The sequence below is a fragment of the Halogeometricum sp. S3BR5-2 genome, from assembly GCF_031624635.1.
In the GTDB taxonomy this organism is placed as follows: domain Archaea; phylum Halobacteriota; class Halobacteria; order Halobacteriales; family Haloferacaceae; genus Halogeometricum; species Halogeometricum luteum.
This window is the reverse complement of the sequence record NZ_JAMQOQ010000001.1, coordinates 1,038,941-1,053,043: the sequence shown is the minus strand read 5'-3', so window position 1 is coordinate 1,053,043 and position 14,103 is coordinate 1,038,941. Positions and strand designations below refer to the sequence as shown.

Genomic DNA, 14,103 nt, shown 5'->3' with positions numbered 1-14,103 from the left:
GTTTTCAGTGCCGCCGTCGTACCCGCGTCCGTGCCTCCACGGACCCTCCTCTCCGGCACCCTTCGCAGAGTCACCGTCGCCGTCTCCCTGCTCACGTCGGCGCTGTTCGCCCTCCTCGCGGGCGTCCTGCTCTCCGTGACCGTAGGCGTTCCCGTCGGTACGGGCGTCGCCGCCATCGCCGCCACGCTCGCGTTCTTTCCGATACTCTGGATGCACTGCTATCTCGCGGGCTACGTCGCCTACTCGCCGACCGAGTTCGGGTCCGTTCGGAGCGTCGAAACGCTCCCGGCGCAGGTCACGTCGTGTACGGTCTGCGGCGGCGGGGACGAAGGGGGCGTCTGCCGGCGCTACGGAGCAGTTCGTCGTCGCGGGCGTTCCGCTGACGACCGTCGAGGAGGGAGAGAACTGGTACTGCGGGGACTGTCACGCCGTCGAGAGCGGCGACGGCGGGTCGGCGTCGGCCGCGGCGGTGGACCGCGCCCTCGAACGAGAGCGGAACTGACTGCGGGTCGCCGCTGACCGCGACGAGGCCGAGAGCGCGGTCAGACGTCGCCGGCGAGAATCTCCTCGACCCGTCCGTGGTCGAACAGTTGCTCCTCGGCGCCGAACTCCGGATACGTGTCGCCGTTCTCGTACTCGGGCCACTGGCCGAACTGCTCGGGGTAGAGTTCCTTCGCGGTCATCTCCAGTTGGAAGAGGTTCATCAGCGGCCCCTGCCAGCGCGTCCCCTGCGGATACACCCGACCGTTACCGACGGCGGCTATCTCCCGCCCGACGGGGTCGTCCCGGAGGTTCTGTTTCAGCGTTCCGAAGTCGAACGTCTCCGTGACCGTCCACAGGGCGAGGATGACGTCCGGGTCGGCCTCCACGAGTGCCTCCATGTCGATTTCGGCGAACGGCCCCGAGAACTCCTCGCCGCCGAAGGCGTCGGTCGCGCCGAGCGGGCGGGTGTGAGAGTTCCAGTAGCCGGGGGCGTTCAACCGGAGCCGATAGATCGAGGAGAGGTCCTCGGAGATGGAGAGGTACGCGACGCTCGGGCGCTCCGACTCCGCCGGCAGTCCGTCTTCGATAGTTCCGAGCAGGTCGTCGTGGACGGACGCGAGCGCCTCGTACCGCTCTCGCTCGCCGTACAGGCTCGCGACGCGGTCGAACAGTTCCCACAGCGTGTAGTACTCGTACTGGTCGGCCCACCCCTCGGGGGGCGTCGCGTGGTAGCCGCTGTAGTAGTTGCCGAGCCACGGTCCGACGTTGCTCGCGATTTCGTCGATGTCGTCGCGCGTCCAGTTGTCCTGCGTCGTCACCCACGCCGGGTCCACGAGGTGGAGGTCGCTGTCGAGTTCGTACAGGCGCTCCTTCGCGAAGCCGTAGTCCGTCGCCGCGTCCGCCCACTCGATTTCGAAGTCGTCGAACCCGGCGGTGAAGTATCGCAGCCCCGCGACGGTTCCGTCCCACCAGAGGCTGTTGACCGTTCCGCCCTTCCCGAGTGCGCTGGCCATGTCGGGGAACCAGGGGAAGTGGGTGAACACGTTCTCCGGCGGCGATTCGAGCGTGACCTCCCCGACCGGCGAGAGTTCGGCCGTGTAGCTTCCCTCCGCCGACGCCTCCGTCCCTTCGGCCTCGGTCGTCGCTGAATCGGCCGTCGCTGAATCGGTCGTCGCCTCCGTCGACTCCGACGGTTCCGTCCCCGTCGCGCCGCCCGAGTCGCCGGAACACCCGGCGACCAGTCCCGCCGCGACGAGCGCTCCCGTCCGCTTCAGATACGTCCTCCGCGTAGGTTCGTCTGCCATCTTGCTTTAGGTAGGCCTAAACAGACGTAAAGCGGTTTCGACTCGTCGGGAGGGATGCGAGAGTTTACTCGACGTACTCGCCGATGAGCGGAGAGAGGTCGGACTTCACGTCCGCGGGGATGGCGTCGTCGGGCGTGTTGACGGTCCCTTCGAGCGAGGAGTGACACGGGCACTCGTGGTCGTCGGGGATGGCCTCGATTGCGGCCTCGACGGTCTCTTTGATGGCCGTCTCGTTCCTCTCGGCGTTCTTCAGCACCTCTTGGAGCGTCACCTCGCTGTCCTCCTTCCAGACATCGTAGTCGGTGACGCCCGTGACGGTGGCATACGCCATCTCCGCCTCGCGGGCGAGTTTCGCCTCCGGAATCGTCGTCATCCCGACGACGTCCCACCCCTGTTCGCGGTAGAACTCGCTCTCGGCGCGCGTGGAGTACTGCGGCCCCTCGATGCAGACGTAGGTGCCGCCGCGGACCACCTTCGCGTCGGTGGCCTCCTCGGCGGCGTCGGCGAGTATCTCGTTCAGTTCCGCGCAGTAGGGGTCGGCGAACGGTTGGTGGACGACGACGCCCTCGTCGAAGAACGTCAGGTCGCGGTGCTTCGTGCGGTCGTATATCTGGTCGGGAATCACGAGCGTCTGCGGCGGCAGGTCCTCGCGGAGACTGCCGACGGCGTTCGAGGCGAGGACGTGCGTGACGCCCTGTTCTTTCAGCGCGTAGACGTTCGCGCGGTACGGCAGCGTCGTCGGCGAGCGCTGGTGTTTCGGCCCGTGACGCGGGACGAAGACGACTTCCCGGCCGGTGTCGCCGAACTCGCCGACGGTGAGGGGCGCCGAGGGGTCGCCGTACGGCGTCTCCACCTCGACGGTGCGCGTGTCCTTCAGGGGCAGGGCGTCGTAGATGCCGCTTCCGCCGACGAAGCCGATTTTCATACGTCCTCCCTCGCGGGGCGGGGGCTAAAGCGTGGTTATCTCTCAGAACAGCAGCCCCGACTCCAGGAGGGCGATGACGCCCGTGAGCACCGGGACGCTGACCAGCGTCGTCACGAACACGGCGGTGGAGACGAACTCCGCGACGGAGACGCCCCGGACCGTCCCCTCGGAGAACTCCGCGACGAGGATGAGAGGGGTGACGGCGGCCGGCATCGCGGTTTCGAGGACGATGGTCTTCGCCACCGTCGGGTCGGCGATGCCGACGACGAGGACGAGAGCGAGGCCGACGACGGGCGCGACGGCCATCTTCAGCGTCGTCACCACGCCGACGGTGCGGAGCGTCGCGCCCACGTCCGTTCGGGCGAGTTGGACGCCGACGATGAGAAGCATGAGGGGGATAGAGGAGTCCCCGACGAGTTGGAGCGTCTCCATCGTCGTCGAGTCCGCGGGGGGAACGACGCCGAGGGCGCGGGCGAGGAGGGCGGCGAGGACGGCGTAGACGAGCGGGATTCGAAAGACGTGCTTCAGACCGGAGAGCCCGCCCGACCCGCCGCCGCGCGAGGCGATGAAGACGCCGAGCGTGTAGATGAGGATGCTCTGCACCGAGAGGAAGACGACGGCCGTCGCCCGACCCGTCTCCCCGAACGCGAAGTTCGAGACGGGGATGCCGTAGTTGCCGGAGTTCGAGAACGCCGAGACGAGCACGAGCGAACTCAGGAGGGGGTCCCGTTCGCCGAGGGCGCGGCCGACGCCCTCCGCGACCAGTATCATGACGAGGTGGTAGGCGGTGACGACGGCGACGACTTCGAGCAGCGTCGACCCCGCCAGCGTCGTCGTCGCCAGACTGTGAAAGACCAGCGCGGGCGCGAGGACGTAGACGACGACGGTGTTCAGCGGGGCGGTGTCGACGTCCTTCGTCCGGCCGAGGACGAAACCGACGGCGCCGACGGCGAGGATGGGGAGGATGGCCGTCGCGAAGATAGACAGCAGTGATGGCACGTTCGCGTCTCACGAGCGACCGGGTCAAGGGCTTCGGAGACGGCGCGGCTTACCGCGTCGTGAAGGACCCTGATACACGCTCGGTGCGAGCGGTGTGGAGCGGTGCGGCGCTCACGCCGACTCCTCGTACAGTCGCGCCATCCGGTCGAAGAACAGGAGCATGACGAGGACGGAAGCGACCGTCCCGCGCGGCGGCGCTCCCCGGACTACGCCCCGACGCCTTCGTTCTCCAGTAGTCGCCACGCGTCGCCGTCGGCGGACTCGACGTAGCCGCGGCGCTCCATCTCCGAGAGCACCTCCGGCATCCGGCCTGGTTGGGCTATCTCCATCTCGATGCGGTCGACGCTGTGGTACTCCGCGAGGTAGTGCCGCAGGTCCTCCGCCTCGAACGTCTCCTCGTCGGCCTTCTCCATGACCCCCGTCGTGAGGTCTATCATGTCCTCGATGAAGTTCCACGGGTAGACGACCCACGTCCACTCCTCGAGGCGTTCGCCGACGAAGTCGGGTTCGAACTCGCTCGTCTGGAGGAGTTGCAGCGTCGCCGTCTGTACCTCGCCGGCGTCGCGTTCGGTCACGTACTCGTAGGCGCGCTCGATGGAGCCGCCGGTGTCGGCGATGTCGTCGATGATGAGCACGTCCTTGCCCTCGACGCTCCCCTCGGGCATCGGGTAGCGCACCTCGGGTTCGTTCGACTTCTGGGCCGTCCCGACGTAGTGTTCCATCTTCAGGCTCGTCAGGTCGTCCAGCCCGAGGAAGTCGCAGATACAGCGGCCGGCGAACCAGCCGCCGCGCGCGAGTGCGACCACCACGTCCGGGTCGAACTCGGCGGCTTTCACCTGGTCGCTCACGTCGCGACAGCGACCGTAGATGTACTCCCAGTTCGTGATAGTGCAGTTAAACTCGTCGGGGAGGTCGCTCATGGGCTTCGTTCACCACTTCGTGAACGGGTCGTAGACACCTTTAACGTGTTCGTCTCGTCGCGCGGTCGTCCCCGCCGCGCCGTCGCCGAGGACGGGGACGGAACCGCCTAACGCGTCGGATACCGGGCACATAGTTTTATACCTCCTTGCTGTATGGCAACATGTAACAAGGTGAGCTTCGATGTACACGTGCAACAACTGCGACGGGTTCGTGACCCGCGATTTCGTCCGCGTCTTCGGCGACAGCGACGACGAGGTGTTCGGGTGCCCCTCGTGCATGAACATGCGCGAGGTGATGGACGGCGCGGCGGCGTCGCGTTCGAACGCCGTCAGCGAGTAACCTCCGGGCCGTCCGCGACCGCCGGGATTCTTACCGGCGAGCGCCGTCGGAAGACGCATGCAGACGCGCCGCGCGCTCCTCGTCGACGCCTTCGCGACCGAACCGCTCTCGGGTAACGCCGCCGGCGTCGTTCCCGGCAGGGATTCCGACCCCGACCCCGACCTCGACGACTCGCAGATGCGGGCGGTCGCCCGCGAACTCGCCGTCAGCGAGACGGCGTTCGTCCTGCCCGCCGAGAACGCCGACCGGCGCCTCCGATTCTTCACGCCGACGCGCGAGGTGGACCTCTGCGGTCACGCCACCGTGGCCGCGCACGCGCACCTCCACGAGGACGGCGTCGTCGACGCCGGAACGCACACCGTCGAGACGAACGTTGGCGTCCTCGACGTGGAGATAGCCGAGGACGGCACGGTCTGGATGACGCAGGACGCGCCGACCGTCGAGACGGTCGACCTCGACTACGACCGCGCGGGCGAGGCGCTCGGCATCGACCCCGCGGCCCTCCGGGACGTCGGGGCGGACCTCCCCGCGGCCGTCGCCTCGACGGGCCTGCCCTACCTCGTCGTCCCCGTGAACTTCCTCGAACGCCTCGGCGGTGCGGCCCCGGACTTCGCGGCCCTGGAGGCGCTTGCCGACGAGTACGACGCCGCCGGCGTCTACGCGTTCACGTTCGACGCCCTCGACGCCGACTCGACGCTCCACGGGCGGATGTTCGCCCCCGGCCTCGGCATCCCCGAGGACCCGGTCACGGGCACCGCCAGCGGCGCCTGCGGCGCCTACCTCCGCCACGTCGACGCCTTCGAGGGCGAGTTGCCCGAGGAGATGGTCTTCGAGCAGGGACACTTCGTCGACCGACCGGGTCGCGTCCGCGTCCGCGTCGGCGACGAGGTGCGGGTCGGCGGGCGCGCCGTCACGTCGTTCGACGGGTCGCTCGCGATTCCGCCCGCGGCGGACGACGACATCCTCGAAGCCTGAGGGTCGTTCGTCGTCCGTCGTCGCTCGTTGCTATCGTCCGCCGCTGATTCGAGCGCGGAAGACCGTCCGTCGCAAAACGAGAAACCGCCGCGTCCGCCGTCCGCCGTCAGCCGATGTAGCGCAGGTCGTCGTCGCTCATCGCCTGCCCCTGCTGTTGGTTCTGCATCTCCTGTATCTTCCCGACGACTTCCTTCATCTCCTCGGCGCGTTCTTCGAGCGACTCGAAGCCCACCTCGAAGCCGATGACGTCCTGCATCACTTCGAGCACCTCCTGCGCGCTCTGGGGGTCGACGAGGTAGCCGCTGGTCTCGCCCATCAGGCAGGCGACAGAGAGCCCGCGGCGTTCGCCGAGTCCGAGGAGGAGGCCGCTGACGCCGACGATGCCGCCCGCGGGTTCGTCCTCGCGGAACTCCACGCCGGCGTCCTCCAGTCGCTCCACCTCGTCGGCGTCGGTGACCGCGCCGAGGACGCTCGGTTCGTCGACGAGTTCGCCCGTCGGGACGCCGCCGAGCGCGTACCCCTCCTCGACGCCGAACTCCTCGGCCACGTTGAGGAAGGCGTCGGTGAGGTGGTAGTGGCCCTCGTTCGACTGCGCCTGGTGGTCGCCCGTGAGGACGAGCAGGTCGCGTTCGCCCGCGTCGACCGCGTGGAACTCCGCGCGGGCCAACTGCGCGACGTTGTCCTCGAGGGTGACCTGCGGCGGGAACTCGTCGGCGTACACGTATCTGACGGGCTCGCTGTCGAGTTCTTCGAGAAGGTGTTCGACGGCGAGTTTCCCGACGTGCCCGACGCCGGGGAGCCCCTCGACCAGTACTGGGTCGCGGAGCTCGGGGTCTGCCAGCGTCTCCACTTCGATATCTTCCATGCCCCTATTCGCGGACGCGGCGTTTAAGAGCGCGTCGGTACTCCCCGTACGGGTCCTCGGGGTTGTAGGGGGCCGGGGCGCTGTTGACGGCGTCGGCGCCGCAGTCCGGACAGGTCTCGCCGAGGGTGTAGACGGGTCGGTCGTGAGCATCCCGCCACTCGCCGCAGACGCGGATGTCGGACTTCACGGCGCTACTCGTCGTCTTCGCTGCGCTCGCGGTGGAACAGCGCCGTTCCGCCGGCCGTCACGATGGAGTCCTCGGCGCGTCCCGCGGCGTCTTCGAGGGCCGTCTCGGCCGCCTTGTAGTCGGGCGCGCGAACCTTGATGCGGTACTCGGGCGCGCCGACGTAGGTGACTTCCAGTTGGGTTTCGCCCTCCTGGGCGTCCTCGCCCTCGGCCGCCTTCAGCGCCTCCTTGATGTGGTCGACGCCGTCGCCGGTCGGACACCGGAGGTCGACGTAGCCGGTGACGTTGACGTACGGCACCGAGACGTTGTCCCGGGCCGTCTCGACGATGGCCGCGACCTCGTCCTCGTCGAGGTCGGTGTCTTCGAGCGCCTCCTTCCCGTGGATGGCCGCCTGCTCGAACCCGTCGTAGAGCGTGTCGTACTCCACGAGGACGGCGTTCGCGATGGCGCCGTACTCCTCGTCGGAGACGTCGTCGCCGAACGCGATGCTCATCCACTTGTCGGCCTTCTGCTCGTTCTTCCACTCCTGGATTTTCTCCTTGCGCTGGTGCTCGTTGACGTCCTTGATGGAGAGGTCGATCTGCTGGGAGCCGGTGTCGACTTCGAGCACCTTGGCGACGACCGTCTGTCCCTCGCGGACGTGGTCGCGGACGTTCTTGATCCAGCCGCTGGCGACCTCGCTGATGTGGCAGAGACCGCGCTTGTCTTCGTACTCTTCGAGGTCGACGAAGACCCCGAAGTCGGTTATCTCGTCTACTTTTCCGACGACGAGTTCACCGCTGTCGGGCCAACCGCTGTACTTCATATGTAAATACCTCCGGAGGGGAGCTTACGCCTCGGCGGACCGGCGTTCGACCGTCTCGACGACCTCGCCGTGAATCTCGGCGTCGCCGCCCGTCGGCGTCGCGAGCGTCGTGCCGCAGACGGCGCAGTTGACGACCGAGGAGGCCTTGCCGAAGACGACCTGTTCGTTGTCGCAGTCGGTGCACTGGACGCGGTAGAAGTTACCCGCCATGGATTACTCCTGGAACTCCAGTCGCCCGGCGCGCCAGCCCTCGCGCATGTGGGCCTTTCCGCAGTCCGAGCAGATGTACTTCAGGTGGGTTTTCTTCGTCGGCTTGTCGCCACCGGGCACCTTCGAGAACTTCCCGGCGTTCCCGATGACGGCCTTGCCGCGGCGGGTCTGACGGGCGTTCCACTTCATCCCCGTCGGACGCCCCGTCCGGACTTTCTCGACCTCGTGCTCGTGATGTCCGTTGCAGTTCGGACAGTACGTGTTGAATCGGCGTGGCATCTGCATAGATATCGACCTTGCCGACGTTTCGCCGTGGGCCGTTAAAACCCGTTTGGTTCGCGGACGCCTCGGGACGGCGGCGTGCGGGTGCGTCGCGTACGACGGGCCCGGCCGAGGCGGCGAGCCCTCGTTCCAAGACCGGTGTCGTCGTTCCTAACCGGACTAAATGACCGATTTCACGACAGTTAGTGCGAGGATAGTTATCGGTGGGGGGGAGTAGTTCTTTCACAAGGGACGCATCTCACTATGAACCGGAGAACATTTCTCGGCGGGGTCGCCGGGTCGGCGGTGGTCGGCGGACTGTTGAACTGGCGGACGGAGTGGGGCGTCCAACGGCCGCAGACGAGTCTCCTCGACGACGGCCCGGGAGTCACGGTCGCGCTCGAACCCGTCGTGACGGGCCTCGAACAGCCGGTCGCCTTCGAGCCGATTCCGGGACGGGCGGGGAACTACGTCGCCGACAAACTCGGGAGAATCTACGTCCACGACGGGGACGGCCTCCGGGACGAACCGCTCCTCGACGCGCGCGACCGACTCATGGAGTTGGTCTCCTGGGAGCAGGGGCTGCTCGGCCTCGAACTCCACCCGGACTTCGAGAACACGCGGCGCTACTACGTCAGGTACAGCGCGCCGCGGCGCCCGGGGACGCCCGCGGACCACGACCACACGTTCGTGCTCTCGGAGTTCACGGCGACGGAGGACCTCCTCGGGACCGTCCCCGACTCCGAGCGGACCATCCTGGAGATTCCCCAGTACGGCCGGAACCACAACGCCGGCGCCATCGAGTTCGGCCCCGACGGCTACCTCTACGTCGCCGTCGGCGACGGGAACAACGGCGGCGGCGACGGCGGCACCGGACACGCCAACGACTGGTACCTGCTCAACCGCGGCGGAAACGGGCAGAACCTGACCGACAACCTCCTCGGCAGCATCCTCCGCATCGACGTCGACGCCGGCGGCGACGAACCCTACGCGGTGCCGTCGGACAACCCGCTCGTCGGACGCGACGGACTTGACGAGCAGTACGCGTGGGGCTTCCGAAACCCCTACCGGATGTCGTTCGACGGCGACGACCTGTACGTCGGCGACGTGGGCGAGGACAAGTACGAGGAGATAAACCTCGTGCGGCGCGGCGGCAACTACGGCTGGAACGTCCGGGAGGGGACGCGCTGTTTCAGCAACCGGTTCTCGATGGCCGCGCTCGCGAAAGTGACGGGCGGCGAGCAGACGTACCCGGTGTGTCCGACGACGACGCCCATGGGCGAACCGCTCATCGACCCCGTCGTCTGCTATCCTCACTCCCGCGACGGCGAGACGTTCGGTTCGGCGGTCATCGCGGGCTACCGCTACCGCGGCGCGGACGTGCCCGAACTCGACGGCAAGTATCTGTTCGGCGACGTGCTGGGGTCGCTGTTCGTCGCGACGCCGACCGAGAGCGAGGACGAGATGTGGCCGATAGAGACGGCTCGCGCGACGACGACCGACGGCGAACCGTTCCGGAGTCCGGTGCTCTCGTTCGGGCGCGACGAGGACGACGAACTCTACGTGCTGGCGTCGACGTTCGAAGCCGGGTCGGGCACGGTGTACCGCGTCCGCTCGGCCGGGGAGTGATGGACCGACCCCGCCTCGCCGGACCGTCTCCGAAGGCGTTAAGCCCCGACTGCGTAAACCACGGGGTATGAAGAAGGTCATCATCCGCGGCGACCCCGGCATCCGACGCGGCGCGACCATCGAACTCGACGGCGAGGAGGTCATCTGCTTCTCCATCGACCGGCAGGGCGACTACCACGGCCCCGAGCGACCCCAACTGTGGTGCACGGTCGGCACCGAGGACGAGCGCGAGGCGTTCGAGAAGCGCGACTTCGTCCCGCACTTCCTCGACACGGTGGCCGTCGACGCCGAGGCGCTGACGGTCATCTCGAAGCGCCCCTCGTCTTCGTAGGCCGTTCTCACGCCGCGTCGGTCTGCGCGAGCGACGCCGGCGCTGACGCTGACGCTGACACCGAAGCCGACGCCGACTCGTCTCCGGCCGCGGTCGGCAACGCGCTCCGGTCCACCTCGTATATGGTTATCGACCCCGACTCGTGAGCGACGCTGATTCCGGGCGTGTCGAACGCTATCTCGCCGTAGCGGCCGCGCTCGCTCGGACCCACCCAGATGTAGGTCACGTCGTACTCGCGGAGGAGGCGCGCGCGCGTCGCCGCGTCGCCGGTGTAGATGTCGTCCACGTCGGCGACCCGTTCGTAGTAGGCGTCGGGGCCGCGGTAGCCCACCTCGTGACCCCACCCGACGACCGACGGGACGCCGGTGAGGCTCGACGCCGGGTTGGCGTTCCAACTGTACATCACCCGCTCGCGGCCGTCGTCGCCGCCGGGGTAGTAGCTGGTCCCCGGCGCCTCGACGAGGACGGGCGACCCCTCGCGGTCGTCCAGCCAGTCGATGGCCTCGGCCTGTTCGGGGTGGTACGTCTCGACGAACTGCGTCGCGTCGAGCGTCGTCCCGTCGGGCGGTTCCTCTTCGAGGTGAGCGCCGACGGCGGCGACGCCGTAGACGCTCGTGGCGGCGACGAGGAGGCAGACGAAGGCGACGGCGGCCGCCCGTCGCCGCGTCCCGCCGCCGGAGCCGTCGGTCGCGACGGAGGGGGCGGCGTCGCGCACGCGCGAGGTGACGCGCGCCGCGCTCGGAACGCCCCGAATCAGGCCGGCGAGGGCGACGCCCATCGCCGGCGCCCACAGCACCCACACCTGCATATATGTTTTAAACACCGTGTTCATCCGGCCGGGGCCGGCCTGCTCGTTCACGTACACCAGTTCGACCAGCGTGACGAGGCCCGCGCCGGCGACGACGAGCACCGTCTCGTAGCCGACGGGGGCGTCAGACCGGAGGGCGACCCAGCCGAACACGACGAGCGGAAGGGAGACGACGAGGGCGGCCAGCCCGATTTGGGTGCCGACGTAGGCGGCCGCGAGGACGCCGCCGACGAGGTAGACGGGCCGGCGGACGCGGAGCCGCGAGAGCAGGTAGGCGGCGAACCCGGCGACGAAGGCGCCGTGGACGAGGAGGAGGCCGCCGAGGCTGCTCCGCATCTCCGGGCCGAGGAAGTCGACGGTTCGCTCGCTGCCGCTGACGGCGGTGCCGAGGAAGAACGGGGCGGCGACGGCGACAGCGACGACGGCGCCGAGGACGGTGACGCCGAGGGCGACGGCGAGGCGCGTCGCCTCCGCGGAGAGCCGCGACCGGGTTCGGGACCCGAAGTCGAATCGGTCGCCGGCCCGCGAGAGGCCCGGGACGAGCGTCCGCGGGTCGGCGGGGGCGAGCGCGACCGACAGCGTCCCGAGGGCGAGGACGCTCGGGAAACTCCACGTGTTGTGAATCGCCTGCCAGCCGGCGATTGTCGGAATCGCGGTCAAGAGGAGGCGCCGGCGCCGCAGGTCCGCCGCGGGCGTCCGGTAGTAGGCGTAGCCGACGGCGGCGGCGAGGACGAGGAAGGACGTGCCCGTCATGTGCGCGTGGAGGTCGCCGTTCAGCCACGAGAACAGGGGGAACTCGTTGATGGTGTCGGGGATGACCCGCGAGGCGCTCCAGTAGGAGAACGACTCGAACCCCTCCAGGAGCGTCGCCACGGTGTACTCGCTGTTCTCGGCTATCGCCTCCGCGACCGGGCGCCGCAGGCCCTCCGGTAGGAGGAGGACGCCGAACCGTCCCGCGGTGACGAGGTTGCTCGCGAAGCCGACGAAGAAGGCGCCGATGCCGCCCGCGACGCGCCGCGAGATGTCGTGGTCCTCGCCGACCGTCGCGGCGAGTTCGTAGACGGCGGTGACGAGCATCGCGTAGAACCCCGCCAAGGCGAGGTTGTAGGCGAACCGGGTCGGCGTCCCGGTCAGCCACGCGAACAGCGTGGTGACGAGGTGGCCGCCGTAGTAGTACTTCACGCGCGTGCCGGCGAACCACATGTCCTCCGGCGGGAGCACGGCCGACCGCTGGAGGCTCTTCAGGAGGCCGTAGTCGAGGAACTTCTCCCCGCCTCCCGCGAACACCCCGGGGTCGTACGCCCGCACGAGGACGAGGAAGGCGAACGAGAGGGCGAAGACGGCGGCGGCCTCCAGCGCCGGGCCGCGCGGCACGTCGACGGCGAGTTCGACGCGGCCGTCGCGCAGGGCGTCGACGTCGAGGGCCGCGAGGGCGGAGGCGGCGAGGAGGACGACGACGCCCGCGGCGAGCGCCGGGAGACCGAAGGCGACCTGTCCGACCCAGTACGCCGGAATCACGAGGACGAGCGTCGCGGCGGGGACGGCGAGGCCGACGCCGCGGCCGCGGGCGTCGGGGAGGAGGCGGGCGACGAGGGGTGCTCCGGCGGCGAAGAGGGCGGCGTAGAGGACCACCCAGCGAAGGACGAGCGCGTACTCCATTCTCTACGGGACGAACCGCGGGCGGGCGTCATACGTCTTGTGATGGCCGTCGAGAACGTCTCGGCACCCCGAGCGAACTGACTCCACTGGTTCGAAACTCGATAGATGCCCGGAGCAGTTCGTTTTTTATCCTCGCCACACCGAACCCACCCCAATGGACCGAACCGTGGGGGTCGTGGTTCCCGCCTACCGGCCGGACCTCCAGCGTCTCGAAGCGTACGTCGACGCCCTCCGAGAGCGCGTCTCGCCGGCCGTCGTCCGCGTCGAACTCGACGCTCCCGGCCCGGGCGTCCTCGACCGCCTCGACGACCTGCCGGCGACGGTGCACGCCGTCGACGGGCGCCGCGGCAAGGGCGCCGCCATCACCGCCGGGTTCGAGGCCCTCGTCGACGAGGTGGACGTGCTGGCGTTCGCGGACGCCGATGGGAGCACGCCCGCGGAGTCGTTCGCCGCCGTCGTCGACCCCGTTCGCGCGGGCGAGGCGGACCTCTCGGTCGGGTCGCGGCGACACCCCGCGGCCGTCGTCGAGTCCCACCAGACGTTCGCCCGCCGCCGCCTCGGCGACGGGTTCGCCTGGATCGCTCGCCGCCTCCTCGACGAGCGACTGTACGACTACCAGTGCGGCGCGAAGGCGCTCTCGGCGGAGGCGTGGCGCTCGGTGCGCCCGCACCTCTACGAGGCGGGGTTCGCGTGGGATATCGAACTCATCGCCGTCGCGGGCGCCCTCGGCGAACGCATCGTCGAGGTGCCCGTCCGGTGGGAGGACCACCCCGAGTCGACCGTCTCGCCGGTGGATACCTCGCTCAGCCTGGCGGCCGCGCTCCTCAGTTCGCGGCACCGCGCCCGCACCATCCGCGAGAACCGACTGCACACGTTCCTCGAAGCGACGCGCGAGCACGAACCCGCGCTGGTCGACCGACAGGGCGAGACGCTCGACACCTCCGAATGAGCGAGCGCACCCTGTCGGCGCTCCTCTCCGGCGTCCGCTTCGGCAAGTTCGCCTCCGTCGGCGCCGTCGGCGCCGTCTTCGACGTGACGACGACCACCGCGCTCATCTTCCTCTTCGACGTGCTGAACGAGTACGCCAAACTCGTCGGCGCCGAGGTGGCCATCGTCGTCATGTTCCTCATCAACGAGAACTGGACGTTCGCCGACGCGGGCGAGGCGGGCCTCCTCCCGACGCTCCGGCGCTTTCTCACCTCGAACGTCGTCAGGAGCGGCGGCCTCGCCGTCCAGTTCCTCGTCGTTCGGGCGTTCCGCGAAGCGGGCTTTTCCTACGTCGTCCTCGGCGTCGACGTCTGGCAACTGCTCCCGATTCCGCTCGCCATCGGCGCGTCGATGCTCCTGAACTACGTCGCGGAGAGCGTGTTCACGTGGCGCATCGCCGGGGGGTGAGCAGCGG

General features: G+C 68.8%; 18 protein-coding genes. 7 read left to right on the top strand and 11 right to left on the bottom strand.

Annotated elements, in window-relative coordinates:
* The first annotated feature begins 30 nt into the window (after positions 1 to 30).
* Entirely contained in the window at positions 31 to 519 is a 489-nt protein-coding gene (locus NDI79_RS05495; protein ID WP_310927431.1) for a hypothetical protein, read from the top strand.
* A gap of 23 nt (positions 520 to 542) precedes the next feature.
* Here NDI79_RS05495 and NDI79_RS05490 read toward each other — a convergent pair whose 3' ends face one another.
* The 5 genes from NDI79_RS05490 to NDI79_RS05470 form a co-directional block, all read right to left on the bottom strand.
* Positions 543 to 1,787 (bottom strand): ABC transporter substrate-binding protein, encoded by a 1,245-nt coding sequence (locus NDI79_RS05490; protein ID WP_310927430.1) that lies wholly within the window; start codon positions 1,785 to 1,787, stop codon positions 543 to 545.
* A gap of 64 nt (positions 1,788 to 1,851) precedes the next feature.
* Positions 1,852 to 2,712: an S-methyl-5'-thioadenosine phosphorylase gene (gene mtnP, locus NDI79_RS05485; RefSeq protein ID WP_310927429.1), complete on the bottom strand. Its 861-nt coding sequence runs from the start codon at positions 2,710 to 2,712 to the stop codon at positions 1,852 to 1,854.
* Between the two features lie 42 nt (positions 2,713 to 2,754).
* Entirely contained in the window at positions 2,755 to 3,711 is a 957-nt protein-coding gene (locus NDI79_RS05480; protein WP_310927428.1) for an AEC family transporter, read from the bottom strand.
* A 206-nt stretch (positions 3,712 to 3,917) separates the two neighbouring features.
* Positions 3,918 to 4,631, bottom strand: coding sequence for a phosphoribosyltransferase (locus NDI79_RS05475; protein ID WP_310927427.1), 714 nt, complete (start codon positions 4,629 to 4,631; stop codon positions 3,918 to 3,920).
* 9 nt (positions 4,632 to 4,640) lie between these two features.
* Positions 4,641 to 4,763, bottom strand: coding sequence for a hypothetical protein (locus NDI79_RS05470; protein ID WP_310927426.1), 123 nt, complete (start codon positions 4,761 to 4,763; stop codon positions 4,641 to 4,643).
* A 49-nt stretch (positions 4,764 to 4,812) separates the two neighbouring features.
* On the opposite strand from NDI79_RS05470, the gene NDI79_RS05465 reads away from it, so the two are divergent.
* Both NDI79_RS05465 and NDI79_RS05460 read left to right on the top strand, forming a co-directional pair.
* Positions 4,813 to 4,971: a DUF7563 family protein gene (locus tag NDI79_RS05465; RefSeq protein WP_310927425.1), complete on the top strand. Its 159-nt coding sequence runs from the start codon at positions 4,813 to 4,815 to the stop codon at positions 4,969 to 4,971.
* A 57-nt stretch (positions 4,972 to 5,028) separates the two neighbouring features.
* Entirely contained in the window at positions 5,029 to 5,946 is a 918-nt protein-coding gene (locus NDI79_RS05460) for a PhzF family phenazine biosynthesis protein (RefSeq protein WP_310927424.1), read from the top strand.
* 106 nt (positions 5,947 to 6,052) lie between these two features.
* Here NDI79_RS05460 and NDI79_RS05455 read toward each other — a convergent pair whose 3' ends face one another.
* The 5 genes from NDI79_RS05455 to NDI79_RS05435 are packed head-to-tail and all read right to left on the bottom strand — an operon-like array spanning position 6,053 to position 8,298.
* Positions 6,053 to 6,811, bottom strand: a complete 759-nt coding sequence (locus NDI79_RS05455) for a proteasome assembly chaperone family protein (RefSeq protein ID WP_310927423.1) — start codon at positions 6,809 to 6,811, stop codon at positions 6,053 to 6,055.
* 4 nt (positions 6,812 to 6,815) lie between these two features.
* Positions 6,816 to 6,998, bottom strand: a complete 183-nt coding sequence (locus NDI79_RS05450; RefSeq protein WP_310927422.1) for an RNA-protein complex protein Nop10 — start codon at positions 6,996 to 6,998, stop codon at positions 6,816 to 6,818.
* Between the two features lie 4 nt (positions 6,999 to 7,002).
* The gene (locus tag NDI79_RS05445) at positions 7,003 to 7,803 is read right to left on the bottom strand and encodes a translation initiation factor IF-2 subunit alpha (protein WP_310927421.1); all 801 of its coding nucleotides are present in this window, start codon (positions 7,801 to 7,803) and stop codon (positions 7,003 to 7,005) included.
* A 24-nt stretch (positions 7,804 to 7,827) separates the two neighbouring features.
* Positions 7,828 to 8,013, bottom strand: a complete 186-nt coding sequence (locus NDI79_RS05440; protein WP_310922843.1) for a 30S ribosomal protein S27e — start codon at positions 8,011 to 8,013, stop codon at positions 7,828 to 7,830.
* Positions 8,014 to 8,016: 3 nt separating this feature from the next.
* A complete protein-coding gene (locus tag NDI79_RS05435; protein WP_089805041.1) occupies positions 8,017 to 8,298 on the bottom strand; it encodes a 50S ribosomal protein L44e in 282 nt (93 codons plus the stop codon).
* 240 nt (positions 8,299 to 8,538) lie between these two features.
* Between NDI79_RS05435 and NDI79_RS05430 the strand changes: the two genes are divergently transcribed.
* Both NDI79_RS05430 and NDI79_RS05425 read left to right on the top strand, forming a co-directional pair.
* On the top strand, positions 8,539 to 9,903 hold the full coding sequence (locus NDI79_RS05430) for a PQQ-dependent sugar dehydrogenase (RefSeq protein WP_310927420.1): 1,365 nt from the start codon (positions 8,539 to 8,541) through the stop codon (positions 9,901 to 9,903).
* Between the two features lie 67 nt (positions 9,904 to 9,970).
* Positions 9,971 to 10,234: an HAH_0734 family protein gene (locus NDI79_RS05425; RefSeq protein ID WP_310927419.1), complete on the top strand. Its 264-nt coding sequence runs from the start codon at positions 9,971 to 9,973 to the stop codon at positions 10,232 to 10,234.
* 7 nt (positions 10,235 to 10,241) lie between these two features.
* Here NDI79_RS05425 and NDI79_RS05420 read toward each other — a convergent pair whose 3' ends face one another.
* Positions 10,242 to 12,701, bottom strand: a complete 2,460-nt coding sequence (locus NDI79_RS05420; RefSeq protein WP_310927418.1) for a DUF2298 domain-containing protein — start codon at positions 12,699 to 12,701, stop codon at positions 10,242 to 10,244.
* A 154-nt stretch (positions 12,702 to 12,855) separates the two neighbouring features.
* Between NDI79_RS05420 and NDI79_RS05415 the strand changes: the two genes are divergently transcribed.
* Positions 12,856 to 13,650, top strand: a complete 795-nt coding sequence (locus NDI79_RS05415; RefSeq protein ID WP_310927417.1) for a glycosyltransferase — start codon at positions 12,856 to 12,858, stop codon at positions 13,648 to 13,650.
* Positions 13,647 to 14,096 (top strand): GtrA family protein, encoded by a 450-nt coding sequence (locus NDI79_RS05410; protein WP_310927416.1) that lies wholly within the window; start codon positions 13,647 to 13,649, stop codon positions 14,094 to 14,096. Before NDI79_RS05415 ends, NDI79_RS05410 begins: the two co-directional genes overlap by 4 nt.
* The last annotated feature ends 7 nt before the right edge of the window (positions 14,097 to 14,103 follow it).